General features: G+C 51.7%; 12 protein-coding genes. 7 read left to right on the forward strand and 5 right to left on the reverse strand.

The features are described 5' to 3' along the window. Positions 1–103: 103 nt before the first annotated feature. Entirely contained in the window at positions 104–2623 is a 2520-nt protein-coding gene (locus LDL70_RS14570; protein WP_225685369.1) for a TIGR02302 family protein, read from the forward strand. A gap of 162 nt (positions 2624–2785) precedes the next feature. Here LDL70_RS14570 and hpt read toward each other — a convergent pair whose 3' ends face one another. Further along, a complete protein-coding gene (gene hpt / locus LDL70_RS14575; protein WP_225685370.1) occupies positions 2786–3331 on the reverse strand; it encodes a hypoxanthine phosphoribosyltransferase in 546 nt (181 codons plus the stop codon). A 408-nt stretch (positions 3332–3739) separates the two neighbouring features. Between hpt and ftsE the strand changes: the two genes are divergently transcribed. The 5 genes from ftsE to ppa all read left to right on the forward strand — a co-directional run bounded on the left by ftsE (position 3740) and on the right by ppa (position 7825). Then, on the forward strand, positions 3740–4399 hold the full coding sequence (ftsE, locus tag LDL70_RS14580) for a cell division ATP-binding protein FtsE (RefSeq protein WP_033315839.1): 660 nt from the start codon (positions 3740–3742) through the stop codon (positions 4397–4399). Further along, positions 4392–5387: an ABC transporter permease gene (locus tag LDL70_RS14585; RefSeq protein WP_221720658.1), complete on the forward strand. Its 996-nt coding sequence runs from the start codon at positions 4392–4394 to the stop codon at positions 5385–5387. Before ftsE ends, LDL70_RS14585 begins: the two co-directional genes overlap by 8 nt. A 124-nt stretch (positions 5388–5511) precedes the next feature. Next, positions 5512–6234: a YdcF family protein gene (locus LDL70_RS14590; RefSeq protein ID WP_225685371.1), complete on the forward strand. Its 723-nt coding sequence runs from the start codon at positions 5512–5514 to the stop codon at positions 6232–6234. Positions 6235–6369: 135 nt separating this feature from the next. Next, complete coding sequence (locus LDL70_RS14595) at positions 6370–7179, forward strand: 1-acyl-sn-glycerol-3-phosphate acyltransferase (protein WP_225685372.1); 810 nt, start codon at positions 6370–6372, stop codon at positions 7177–7179. Positions 7180–7291: 112 nt separating this feature from the next. After that, entirely contained in the window at positions 7292–7825 is a 534-nt protein-coding gene (ppa, locus tag LDL70_RS14600) for an inorganic diphosphatase (protein ID WP_022709655.1), read from the forward strand. Between the two features lie 84 nt (positions 7826–7909). On the opposite strand, the gene LDL70_RS14605 is transcribed toward ppa, so the two are convergent. Together LDL70_RS14605 and LDL70_RS14610 are read right to left on the reverse strand one after the other, a co-directional pair. Continuing rightward, positions 7910–8203 (reverse strand): YggT family protein, encoded by a 294-nt coding sequence (locus LDL70_RS14605; protein ID WP_022709656.1) that lies wholly within the window; start codon positions 8201–8203, stop codon positions 7910–7912. A gap of 141 nt (positions 8204–8344) precedes the next feature. Beyond that, positions 8345–8884 (reverse strand): gamma-glutamylcyclotransferase, encoded by a 540-nt coding sequence (locus LDL70_RS14610; protein ID WP_028233312.1) that lies wholly within the window; start codon positions 8882–8884, stop codon positions 8345–8347. A 312-nt stretch (positions 8885–9196) separates the two neighbouring features. On the opposite strand from LDL70_RS14610, the gene LDL70_RS14615 reads away from it, so the two are divergent. Continuing rightward, positions 9197–10213 (forward strand): DUF2125 domain-containing protein, encoded by a 1017-nt coding sequence (locus LDL70_RS14615; protein ID WP_225685373.1) that lies wholly within the window; start codon positions 9197–9199, stop codon positions 10211–10213. A 172-nt stretch (positions 10214–10385) separates the two neighbouring features. Here LDL70_RS14615 and LDL70_RS14620 read toward each other — a convergent pair whose 3' ends face one another. Then, positions 10386–11315 carry a prephenate/arogenate dehydrogenase family protein gene (locus tag LDL70_RS14620; RefSeq protein WP_221720655.1) on the reverse strand — a complete coding sequence of 310 codons (930 nt, stop codon included), beginning with the start codon at positions 11313–11315 and terminating at the stop codon, positions 10386–10388. Position 11316: 1 nt separating this feature from the next. Next, positions 11317–12426, reverse strand: a complete 1110-nt coding sequence (hisC, locus tag LDL70_RS14625) for a histidinol-phosphate transaminase (RefSeq protein WP_225688598.1) — start codon at positions 12424–12426, stop codon at positions 11317–11319. Positions 12427–12735 lie beyond the last annotated feature (309 nt).

Genomic DNA, 12735 nt, shown 5'->3' on the forward strand with positions numbered 1-12735 from the left:
AACCTATCCACTGCGTCCGCTTCAGATTTTTTGAGCAGCCGCATGTTCGCTGAGGTTAAATTCAGTCAATTTAACTGCGCTAAGATACAGAACCGGATATTGAATGCCTGAACCGGACACCAGATCTTTTGAAAACGCAGACCGCAGGCTTTACCATCTGCGGATCAAAGCGGCATTGGTCTTGTGCTTTGAACGTTTATGGCCGTTCATATTACCGGTTCTGCTTTTAACGGCATTATTGGCCAGCCTGGCCTGGCTCGGTCTGTTTCAGGCCATGCCGCGCTGGCTGCATTTCACGCTGTCTGCCGCTTTTATACTGGCCTATGCCTATGCGCTTTTCCGTTTCCGGCATTTTCAATTACCGGACGATCAGACAGTCAACAGCCGTATAGAGCGTGAAAACGGCTTGCAACATAGTCCGTTGCAACTGAGCGACGACCAGCTTGCCGGACAGAGTGACGATCCGCTGGCACAGGCGCTCTGGCAGGAACACCGCAAGCGTATGGCCGCGCTGACGGACAGGCTGCACGGATTTCTGCCCCATCCCGATATTCCGCAGCGCGATCCTTATGCCCTGCGCACATTTGTCATTCTGCTGTTTGCTTCAACGGCGGCTTATTCCTTCAGCCCGTCGTCCGGTAAAATCAGTGATCTGTGGAACCCGCCTGAAGGCTTTGCAGGGCCGGAAGGCCGCATTGATGCATGGATTACGCCACCCGCCTATACGGGCAAAGCACCGGTCTTTTTGAGTGCCAATACAGATGTAAAACCGCTGGATGTGCCTCAGGGCAGTATTCTAAGCGTTCAGATCAGCGGCAGTACACGTAATCAGCTGACTATGACCGGTCAGGACGGCAAAGCCTATTCAGTTGAGGCCAAACCGGCTTCCGGTACAGCGAAAACACAAGACAGCACCAATTTTGAACTGCTTCTGAATAAAACGGTCGCTGCCAGCCTGCAGGCCGGTTCACGTCGTCAGGCGTGGCAGTTTAACATCACGCCGGATACGCCGCCCGTCGTCGATTTTACCCGCAATCCGACCTATGCGCTGAACGGCACATTGGAACTGCACTATAAAGCTGGCGATGACTATGGCGTGACTAAATTACAGCCTGTCATCAAACTGCTGGAACAACCTGAAGAAGGCGCGCAATCGCTGACAGACGCGCCGGAACTGCGGCTGACTATACCCAAGCGCGGCAAAAACAGCACGGACGAGACCACAGCCCTTCAGGATCTGACTATGCATCCGTGGGCTGGCAAATATGTCTCCCTGCAATTGCAGGCGATTGATGATGCAGGCCAGACAGGCACAAGCAAAGAAATCCGTTTTGTGCTGCCGCAGCGCCCGTTCATCAATCCGCTGGCACGCGCTGTTGCCGAGCAGCGTCAAACACTGGCGCTCGACAGCAATCAGAAAACACCTGTTGTGCAAATGCTGGATGCGCTGACCATGCATCCGCAGACCACCATTGCCAATGTCAGCCATTTTCTGGGTCTGCGCTCTGTGCGGGAACGTCTGAAACTGGCACGCAATGATGAGGATTTGCGCGAGATCGTCAGCTATATGTGGAATGTCGCGCGCGGTATTGAAGATGGTCAGCTTTCCGATGCGGAAAAAGCCCTGCGTGCAGCGCAGGAGGCGTTAAGTCAGGCATTGCAGAATAATGCCAGTCCGGAAGAAATTGCCCGACTGACGAAAGAATTGCGCGAAGCCATGAACCGATACTTAAACGAAATGGCACGCCGTCAGCAGACTAATCCGAATAAAAACGCCCAGAATAATCCCAATACCCGCGTGCTCAGCCAGCGTGATATTGACCGGATGATGCAACAGATTGAAGACCTCGCCCGCTCAGGCAATCATGCGGAGGCACAGCAGATGCTGTCGCAATTGCAGGAAATGCTCAACAATCTCCAACCTGGTCAGAGTGCTCAGCAAGGTCAGGGTAGCGGTCAAGGCCAAGGTCAGGGACAAGGCAGCGGCGCACAGCAACAGCTGAATAAGCTCGGTGATCTGATGCGCCGTCAGCAGGAGCTGATGAATGAAACTTTCAAGCTGGATCAGCAATTGCAGGAACAGTCTGATGATTTCAATTATGACGGCGAAGGAGAGCAGCGCCCGCAAAACGGCCAGTCCCGTCAGGAAACCGAACAGGCTCTGAAAGATTTACAGCAGCAGCAGCGCGACTTGCAAAATGAGCTGAATGCGCTGACAGACCAGCTGAAACAACAAGGACTGGAATCCTCGAAAGAAATGGATCAGGCGCTGAACTCCATGGGGCGTGCAGGCCGCTCGCTGGGCAATGGCGAAAGCGGACAAGCCACAGATCAGCAGGCCGAAGCGCTTGATGCCTTGCGCCGCGGTGCCCGCTCCATGATGCAGCAATTGCAGCAGGCGCAGGGTGAAGGTCAGGGGCAGCAGACCGGTGAAGGTCAGGATCCGTTAGGGCGTCAAACCGGTCAGGGCAGCTCGGAAGGTACCGGCAATCAGCTGCCGAACCAGATTGATATCCAGAAAGCACGCCGCATTCTTGATGAAATCCGCAAAAAACTCGGCGATGCGCTGAGCCCGCAGCAGGAGAAAGACTATCTGGAACGTCTGCTGAAACGCGATCAATAAAGCATTTCCAGAAAAAGTGCGAAGCGGTTTTGCGTTGGATAATGCGCAAAACAAAAGGATAGAGCGGTTCCAAAAATTCAGACTTAACTGGAACTACTCTATTTCATAAAAAAGCCACTCATAATCATGAGCGGCTTTTTAAATTCAGCGAATGGTCGGATCTTATTCCTGCTCATCTATAACGCGGCCGACATAAGGCAGCTGGCGGAAAGAATGCGCCACATCCATGCCATAGCCGACAACGAAATAATCCGGACATTCAAAAGCTGTGAAATCCGCATAAAGATCAAGTTTACGGTGACCCGGCTTGTCCAGCAGCACGGCAATGCTCACACTGCGTGCACCGCGTGACATCATCAGTTCACGCACAAAATTCAGTGTCTTGCCGGATTCAAGAATATCATCAATCAGCAGAATATCGCGGCCTTCAACATCGCTGTCGATATCGCGCACCAGACGGATCTCGCCGCCTTTTGTGCCTGCGCCATAGCTGGAGACAGTGATGAATTCCACATCCGGTTCAACACCGGCATCATGCATGGCGCGGATCAGGTCTGCCGCAAAAATGAATGAGCCTTTGAGGATAGAAACTGCCAGCGGCCGTTCCAGCTTACGCTCGGCAATTTTTTGTGCCAGTTCACGATTGCGTTCTGCAATCTGCTCCGCACTGAACAGAACTTCAAGATTTCTGCCACCTACATAAGGCATAAACACGTCTCCGGTCTTAATCCGCACTAGGATTTTATATTACGCAGTTTCTTACGGATCGAAGCGGGAAAAGAAAACAATCCGGTGAATTGTTTTCTCCGCCGAGGCGGTTCCCACTTTTCCTAAAACTGCTTGAACCGAAATATCTCCGGCAAGAAAAAAGTAGCTGTTACAGTACTACGCCTTTTGCTGAAAGGGCAGTTTTACATTATTTACGCCTGTTCCGCATCAAATCTGCGTTTTAACCGGTTACACACAGCAGGTCTGTGCACAAAGAGCCATAAAATTTCTATTCTTTTTTCAACCTCAAAATGCCAAACTTGCATGCAGATTAACGCGAGATTAACCACAAGGGTCAATGTTCGGCAACCATAAGAAAACCGGCAAAAAACATCGGGAAAATAATCAGTGATTCGCTTTGAAAATGTAGGATTACGGTACGGCATGGGATCGGAAATCCTGCGGGATGTTTCCTTTCATATTCCGCCGCGCTCCTTTCAGTTTCTGACCGGCCCGTCAGGTGCCGGTAAAACATCGCTGATGCGCCTGCTTTTCATGGCGCTGAAACCGACACGCGGCCTGATTACGATTTTCGGCAAAGATATCTCCACAATGCAGCGCAGTGAAATTCCGCTGCTACGCCGCCGCATCGGCATCGTCTTTCAGGATTTTCGCCTGCTTGACCATATGACGACCTATGAGAATGTTTCATTGCCATTGCGTGTTCGCGGCAAGGAGGAAGCAACCTACCGCCATGAAGTGCAGGAGCTGATGCAGTGGGTTGGTCTCGGTGACCGTATGCATGTGCTGCCGCCCGTTCTGTCCGGTGGTGAAAAACAACGTGCCGCCATTGCCCGAGCGCTGATTGACCAGCCGGAAATTCTGCTGGCCGATGAGCCGACCGGTAATGTCGACCCACCGCTGGCACGCCGCCTGCTGCGCCTGTTCGCGGAACTTAACCGTTCCGGCACTGCAGTGATTATCGCCACCCACGATCTGACATTGATGGATCAGGTAGATGCACGCCGTATGATTCTCGATCAGGGAAGGCTGGATATTTATGGCTGACCTGCGTGCAACGATTGATCATTATCACGGGATTTTTCTCGAACTGCTGGGCAAGCGCAAACGGGAAAAGCGCGGACCAACGCCGATCGTACCACCGGTCAGTGTTTCCGGCACCACGCTGATTACCGTTATCGCAATCATGACCTTTCTCGCCTGCATCACTATCGGCGGGGTTAGTCTGGTGCGCGCATCAGCAGCCCAATGGCAGAGCCAGATTTCACGTGAAGCAACAATTCAGATCCGGCCGGTTGATGGTCAGGATATGGAAGCTGCCCTCGCACAAGCCAGTCAGATTGCATCCGGTTTTGCCGGTGTTTCAGGCACTAATATTGTTGACCGTGCAGCTACAGCACGCCTGCTGGAGCCATGGCTCGGTACAGGTCTGGATATTGATGAATTGCCGGTACCGCGCCTCGTGGTGGTGACAATTGACGAGCAAAATCCGCCGGATTTTGAAACTCTGCGCTCGGAATTGCAAAAGAATATTCCTGGCGCCAGTTTTGACGATCACCGCACATGGGTGGATCGTCTGGTTTCCATGGCGCACACAACCGTACTGATCGGTATGGGTGTCTTGTTTCTGATGCTGTCTGCCACAGTGCTGACCGTGATTTTTGCCACGCGTGGCGCGATGGCCGGAAACAGCCATATTATTGAAGTGCTGCATTTTATCGGTGCTGAAGCCCGCTTTGTTGCCCGTGAATTTGAATGGCATTTCTTCCGTACAGCACTCAAAGGTGCCTGTTACGGCGGCGCGGCGGCCTTGCTGGTATTTTTGATTGTTTCCTGGTGGACCAGCCGCAATCTGGCAACGCCGGAAGGCGATCAGGCAGCAGCTTTGTTTGGCAGTTTTGCCATCGGACGCGAAGGCTATATCGGCATTGCTGCCACAATTATCATTGTCAGCATTCTCACAATGCTGACCAGCCGCCTGACCGTGATCCGGCAGCTCAAAGATATGGACAGTATCAGCGGCAGCAAAGATTAGAGCAGTCAGCGGACAAAGCAGTTTCCTCCGCTGTCCTGTCTGCTCTATACTATAAGACTGATTTGCGCAGGTTACAGCAATCTGCGCTGATACAAGAAAATGAACAGGCCAAACGGCAATGCATGTGCAAAACAATGCTTCAGACACTGCGGAACAAAACCGGCAGAATGACGAACGACCGGCAGAAACAACCGGCCGCGAAGCATCCGTGCATATCTCTAAAGACGGCTTTATTCGCCATTGGCTGAAGCGCCTGCGCAGACGCATCCCGCCGGTCGCGGTTGTCCTGTTCTCGATGATCGTCGCTCTCGGCATCGGATTTGTCATTTTCAGCGAGCATGTCAGCAATTTGCAGGCACCACCTGCCGATCAGAAAGCCGATGCGATTATCGTTCTGACCGGCGGAAAATCCCGTATTGAAGTCGCATTGGAACTGCTGGCAGAGAAACGCGGCGAACGGCTGCTGATCAGCGGTGTTCATCCGTCTACCAAACGCGAGGCCTTGCAGCGTATTACCAGAACAGATCCGGCTTTATTTGCCTGCTGCGTGGATCTCGATCGTACGGCACTCAACACAATCGGCAATGCGGTTGAAAGCGCCAAATGGATTAAACAGCATAATTACAAACGCATATTCATTGTGACCAATAATTATCACATTCCGCGCTCAATTTTGGAATTGTCACGGCAGGTCGGTAATGTCGAACTTCTGCCCTATCCGGTCATTAACAGCGATCTGAAAAACAATAACTGGATGCGTCAGGGCGATACGCTGCGCGTGTTATTTACCGAATATATCAAATATATTGGCGCTCTTGCGCATATCAGTCTCAGCCAAAATGATTAAAACACAAGCTGCGGATCAATAGGCAATGATGTCCGGAATTGATAAGCGCTGATTTTTCTTCTATTTGAAGAACCGCTCTGTTTAAAACCGAGCTATTTTACCTGTCATGCACGTATTAAAAGGCTGATACAAGATATGATCATAGTCATCCGGTCAGTGCTGTTTAATCTGGCTTTCTATATCAGTCTGATCATACAGATGATCCTGTTTTTACCGCTCACGCTGATTTTGCCACGCAAAAAGGCATGGATCGTCCCTAAATTCTGGGCACGCTCCAATCTGTTTCTGCAAAAATATATTGTCGGCACCGATTTTGTGGTCGAAGGGGCAGAAAACCTGCCGGAAGGCGCCTATATTTGCGCACCAAAACACCAGTCTTTCTGGGATGTTTATGCGTTTTTGTCTTACACGCCCGATCCGGTTTATATTCTCAAACGCGACCTGATGCGTATTCCGCTATTCGGCTGGTATCTGAAGAAAATGAAAATGATCCCTGTCGATCGCGGTACGGGGATCAAGGCTTTGCATTCCATTTCCGGCGGCACGCAGGAAGCCATTGCTGACGGACGCCAGATCATGATCTATCCGGAGGGCACACGCCGCGCCCCCGGTGCGCCGCCGGCCTATAAATATGGTGTCGTCCATCTCTATGCCAATCTCGGTCTGCCGGTCGTGCCAATTGCCCATAATGCCGGTCTGTACTGGCCGCGCCGTAAGTTCCTTCGCTATCCCGGCATCATCCGTTGCCGTATTTTGCCGCCGATTGAAGCGGGACTGGATAAGGAAGTCTTTTTGCAGCGCCTGATTGAAGCCACAGAAACAGCTTGTGATGAATTTCTGGTACAGGCCTCACAGGATAAAAATGCGCCGCCTATGCCGCCGACAGCCAAAGCCCGCCTCGCGGAATTGCAGGCGCAGCGCAATGAGACTGAAACAAAGGCATAACAACGCTCAGAGTTTCACGAACATGACAATAAGCCGCTTTATCTGAAATTGCGTTTTTGTTGCACGGTTTCACGAAAACCGATATCAGAACGCCAAATGAAAGGACACGCCCATGAATATCGATGCCATTTCCATCGGCTCCAACCCTCCTGAAGACGTTAACGTCATTATCGAAGTACCGGTCGGTGGTCATCCGATCAAATATGAGATGGACAAAAGCGCCGGCGCTCTGATCGTCGACCGTTTTCTCTACACACCAATGACCTATCCGGGCAATTACGGCTTTGTTCCGCATACTCTGTCGGAAGATGGCGACCCGATTGACGTTCTGGTTTGCAACACCCGTCCGCTGATTCCGGGCTGTGTCATCAATGTTCGCCCGATCGGCGTTCTGGTAATGGAAGACAATGCCGGTAAAGATGAAAAAATCATCGCCGTACCGTCACCAAAGCTGACCCGTCGTTATGAAAAAGTTCATAACTACACCGATCTGCCGGAAATCACTCTGCAGCAGATTGCTCATTTCTTTGAACATTACAAAGATCTGGAGCCAGGCAAATGGGTAAAGATCGGTGACTGGGGCGATGAAGATTACGCACGTAAATTCATCGTTGAAGCGATCGAACGCGCTAAAAACGCGAAATAATTGCAAAACTGGCCAATCTCCCAAGTGGCCGGATTTTCAATCGCAGATAATAAAAAACCCGCTTTCAAGCGGGTTTTTTATTGATTAGCTTAAGAGCATCGGAGCCAATGTCGTCCACATGAACTGGCGGATAAAGAAGATCGCCAGCAGCAGAACAATCGGCGAAATATCAATACCGCCGAGATCCGGCAAAATCTTGCGGATCGGACGCAATGCCGGTTCTGTCACCTTGTAGAGAAACTCACCGATCGAGGCGACAAAGCGGTTGCGGGAATTGACCACGTTAAAAGCATACAGCCAGGAAAACACCGCACTGGCAATGATGATCCAGGTATAAATATCCAGCGCCAGATCAACGGTGCGCAAAATTGCGAGCATAAATGTCTCCTACTCAGTCGGACTGTTCATTGCACCGGTGCTTCACTCAGCACGGGCAAAGGTTGAGACACATTTAAACAGCGCTCTTGCTATTCACAAGATCACAGACCAGAAAAAGATCGGGTAAAACTGCCAATCCTGTCAGTCTGTATGATTATCCAGCAGCTTTAAAACAGCTTCCAGCCGCTCATCCCAGATATCCATTGCCTGCAAATGACGGGCAGTATTGGCAACATAATCGCGGTTTGGTCCGGCCTGACCACTGGCGCGCCGAACAAGCAAAGCCATATCCTCAGCGCTGAGACCGCCTGCATATTGTTTATGCAAGGGATCGGCCACATAGACCAATGCTTCGACATCACGGCCGTCTGCCAGTTCAACCGTCAGCCATTTTTCCACATAAACACCGCTGATCTGTTCACGTTCACGCAGATAGTTCATCACCGGCAGTCTGTTGTCTGCCGTCACGCGAAATGCCTGTCCGTGGCAGAAACCGCCGCTGTTCAGACCCAGCACCAGCCCCGGCAATTCAGGCGTACCGCGATAGACATGAGAATAGATGCATAAAGACCGGCTGAAGCCTGTCAGCAGCGCCGGAATATTCTCGGCACTGTCAAAACCCGGCCGCCACATCAGTGACCCGTAACCGAAGACCCAGAAGTCAGAACCGGAATCAGCCACATTATTCTGGAACACGAAATCCGTGTGTGAACTATCCATTGGGGTCATTTGTTTGCTTTTGCTTGTCTCGCTAAATTCATATAATGCATAGAATGCACAGGCATATAGTTTACACCCTGTGTCCCGCATTTCCCAACAGGCAAACATTTTTCCGGCATGATTTTGTGTAGAAAAATGTACCGCCGAATGACTTTTATCTGCAAAACAATACCGCATGATCTGTTGTCAGCGCGGCATTGTGAATAAAAAGATTATAGAAGAGTTCTTCTGCCCTGTCAGCAGAATGCCCTTTGAAATCTGAGAGGCATAGCTATGGTAGCTAAATCGCGTCCTAACCCGCAAAGCTCAAAACGCATGACATGGGGCATTCTTTTTGCTCTGGTCATCGTCATTTTATACACGGCGGGCTGGTTTTATCTCGCTTCCATGGCCAAAGACCGCGTTCGCACTGAGCTTGCCAATACTGCCGGTCAGGGCGAAACGCTGGAATGTCAGTCCCTCTCGGCACGCGGCTACCCCTTCTCCATGTATATCAGCTGTTCCGGCTTTAACTTCCGTGACAAAGATCAGACGCTGAATGCTGCAACCAGTGCTGTAAATGTCGGCGCCTCCCTGTTCTCTTTCCGCACGGTGCAGACACAGCTCACCGGCCCTGCGGCACTTGCCATGTCCGGCGCTGACCCGTTGAAAGCAGATTGGGACAATCTCAAAGCATCTGCGCGCATTGACGGCCGTTCGCCACAGAATATCAGCCTCAGTGCCGATAATCTGCGCGTGCAAACTGTGACCGCTGAAAATGCGGCTGCACCGGCAACACTCTCTTTGCTCGGCCTGCAATTTGATCTCAACAGTCTTGAAGAGCCGCTTCAGGCCAAAATGACTTTTGATGATCTGCGCCTCACCGGCGACAAATCTCTGGCTGCCCTGCCGGAGCTCGACGGTCTGATTGATATCACCTCTCCGGCAAGCCTCGCAGCATTCAAAGAGCCGGATGAAAGCGGCAGTCTGCTGCGCGGAAAATCCTTGCAGCTTAATCAGATGCTGTTTCTGCTGCCTTCCGGCGCCAGCATCAGCATCAGCGGCCCGCTTGCTGTCGACAGCGAAGGGCTGGCCAATGCGGATCTGAAAATCCGCCTGACCAATGCTCCGGCAATCGGCCAGACATTGCAGGCCGCCTTTCCCGATCAGGCTAAAAATATCAATACGGTGGTTTTTGCTCTCGGCTCCATGCCGAAAGATGAAACAGGAGCAACGATTGTTCCGGTTGTCATCAAAGAAGGCAAAATCAGCGCCGGCTTTATCCCGCTGGGACGGTTGCCACTGCTCTAGAGCGGTTTACGTTCATGTTGGATCGCAGTGTTCGCTCTCGATTCCTTAGTCTGTCGCATTATCCCGATGTCAAGTTGATCCAACTTGACTGTGAAATGCTCTAATAAAAACCCGCCGAAATGGCGGGTTTTTTATTTTCATATAACATCACTCAAACGTGCAGCTTCGCATATTACTTTTGCTTGCTTGCAGCTTCGCGGCCAAAGTTCGGCGCATCCACTTCCTGACCGGCATCAATAATGCCACGGCGGATTGCGCGGGTACGCGTAAACAGGTCAAACAAGGCATCGCCGTCACTCCAGCGGATTGCCCGCTGCAATGAGGCCAGATCTTCCGAGAAACGCCCCAGCATTTCCAGAATAGCATCCTTATTATGCAGGCAAACATCGCGCCACATTGTCGGATCAGAGGCCGCAAGACGGGTAAAGTCACGGAAACCGGAAGCGGAATATTTAATCACTTCCGACTCCGTTACCTTCTCCAGATCATTGGCCGTACCGACAATATTATAAGCGATGATATGCGGCAGATGCGAAACAATCGCCAGCACCAGATCATGATGCTGCGGATCCATCTGGTCTGTTTTGGAACCGCAGGCTTCCCAAAATGCATTGAGCTTTGCCAGCGCATCTGCATCCGTATCCGGCAGCGGCGTGAGAATACACCATCGGTTGATAAACAGATCAGCAAAGCCTGCATCCGGCCCCGAATATTCGGTACCGGCAATCGGGTGCCCCGGAATGAAATGCACATGATCCGGCAATTCCGGCTGCATTTGCGCAATCACAGAGCCTTTTGTGGAACCCACATCGGTAACAATCGCACCGGCTTTGAGGCTGCCGGCAATCTGGCTGGCAACCAGACCAGACGAGCCCACAGGCACGGAGACAATCACCAGATCGGCATCGCGGACAACTTCAGCATTATCCGTTGTGTAGCTGTCGCCCAGCCCCAATTCTTCCGCGCGTTTCAGCGTTTCCGCACTGCGGGTAGCAATAGCGATGTGACCGGCCAGCCCTTCACGGCGAATGACACGAGCCAGCGACGAACCGATCAGACCAATACCGATCAGCGCAATTTTATTAAAATGAATATCAGACATATCAGGACTTCAAAAATTCTGTGAGAGCGGCAATCACACCGCGATTGGCTTCTTCCGAGCCGATGCTCATCCGCAGGGCTTCAGGGAAGCCATAGGATGTCACGCGACGCAGAATATATCCCTTGGACTGCAGATATTCGTCAGCTTTGGCAGCAGACTTGTTCTGTGTGTCAGGGAAATGCACCAGCAGGAAATTGGTGACCGATGGCGTAACTTTCAGGCCGAGCTTGGTGAACTCGTCTGTCAGCCATTGCGCCCATTCCGCATTGAACGCACAAGCTTTCTGCACATGATCGCGGTCGCGGATTGCCGCAGTACCGGCAGCAATCGCCGCGCTGTTCATGTTGAAAGGTCCGCGCACACGGTTCACCGCGTCTGTGACATGCAATGGTGCATACATCCAGCCGATACGCAGCGCAGGCAGGCCGTGAATCTTCGAGAATGTGCGGGTCATCACCACATTGTCACTGGCTGAGACCAGCGCCACACCGGCATCATAATCATTCTTGCGCACATATTCCGCATAGGCCGCATCCAGCACCAGCAGAACATGCGGCGGCAGACCGGCATGCAGGCGCTTCACTTCCTCAAACGGGACATAAGTGCCGGTCGGATTGCCCGGATTGGTGATGAAAACAACCTTGGTCTTGTCTGTGACAGCGGCAAGCACCGCGTCCACATCAATCACCGTGTCCTTTTCTTTCACGATCACCGGTTTTGCACCAGCCGCCAGTGTCTGGATTTTATAAACCAGAAAGCCGTGATCGGTAAAAATCGCTTCATCGCCCGGTGCCAGATAGGTCTGGCACAACAGGCCGAGCAATTCATCCGAACCGTTGCCGCAGAGAATATTCTCAATATTCAGGCCTTGCGTTTCCGCAATGGCCTGACGCAGCGCAATGACTTCGCCGTCCGGATAAGAGCTCAGATAATGATCGGTTGCACGATAGGCTTCAACAGCATGCGGGCTTGCACCCAGCGGGCTTTCATTGGCAGACAGCTTGTGCACTTTGGCAACACCGTGAACGGTGGCTTTGCCAGGAACATAAGCAGCAATATCCATGACGCCGGCTTTAGGTGTCGGGCGTTGAGCTTTCGCGAAATCGTTCATCATTCTTATCCAATATTAAGAGCCTGTATTGTTGATAGAGATTATGTACGGAAACAGCATTGCAGAAACATTTGCCGGTCTGTGACCAGCGAAATATTCCCGCTGAAACCGAATGACTTTAGCGGCATAAACCGCATCGCAGAACAAGTCGAGAGAAACCTTGACTTTAAACCCCTCTAGCCCCTAGATCGCAGTAGTTTCAGATAAAAATATCTGAAATCACCAACGCGGCCGGCTAGTCAAAAATGCGCAAAACAGGCAGAAATTGCCTGCATATCCGCATCCAGTTCCGGTCACCGGACAAATTCT

It is taken from the genome of Pseudochrobactrum sp. XF203 (genome assembly GCF_020341615.1).
In the GTDB taxonomy this organism is placed as follows: Bacteria; Pseudomonadota; Alphaproteobacteria; order Rhizobiales; family Rhizobiaceae; genus Pseudochrobactrum; species Pseudochrobactrum saccharolyticum.

What these genes read in the sequence shown, in the direction of transcription:
- LDL70_RS14615 (WP_225685373.1), top strand. Translation starts at nt 9,197, where the DNA reads ATGGTAGCTAAATCGCGTCCTAACCCGCAAAGCTCAAAACGCATGACA.
- ppa (WP_022709655.1), top strand. Translation starts at nt 7,292, where the DNA reads ATGAATATCGATGCCATTTCCATCGGCTCCAACCCTCCTGAAGACGTT.
- LDL70_RS14585 (WP_221720658.1), top strand. Translation starts at nt 4,392, where the DNA reads ATGGCTGACCTGCGTGCAACGATTGATCATTATCACGGGATTTTTCTC.
- LDL70_RS14595 (WP_225685372.1), top strand. Translation starts at nt 6,370, where the DNA reads ATGATCATAGTCATCCGGTCAGTGCTGTTTAATCTGGCTTTCTATATC.
- LDL70_RS14570 (WP_225685369.1), top strand. Translation starts at nt 104, where the DNA reads ATGCCTGAACCGGACACCAGATCTTTTGAAAACGCAGACCGCAGGCTT.
- LDL70_RS14620 (WP_221720655.1), bottom strand. Translation starts at nt 11,315, where the DNA reads ATGTCTGATATTCATTTTAATAAAATTGCGCTGATCGGTATTGGTCTG.
- hpt (WP_225685370.1), bottom strand. Translation starts at nt 3,331, where the DNA reads ATGCCTTATGTAGGTGGCAGAAATCTTGAAGTTCTGTTCAGTGCGGAG.
- LDL70_RS14605 (WP_022709656.1), bottom strand. Translation starts at nt 8,203, where the DNA reads ATGCTCGCAATTTTGCGCACCGTTGATCTGGCGCTGGATATTTATACC.
- hisC (WP_225688598.1), bottom strand. Translation starts at nt 12,426, where the DNA reads ATGAACGATTTCGCGAAAGCTCAACGCCCGACACCTAAAGCCGGCGTC.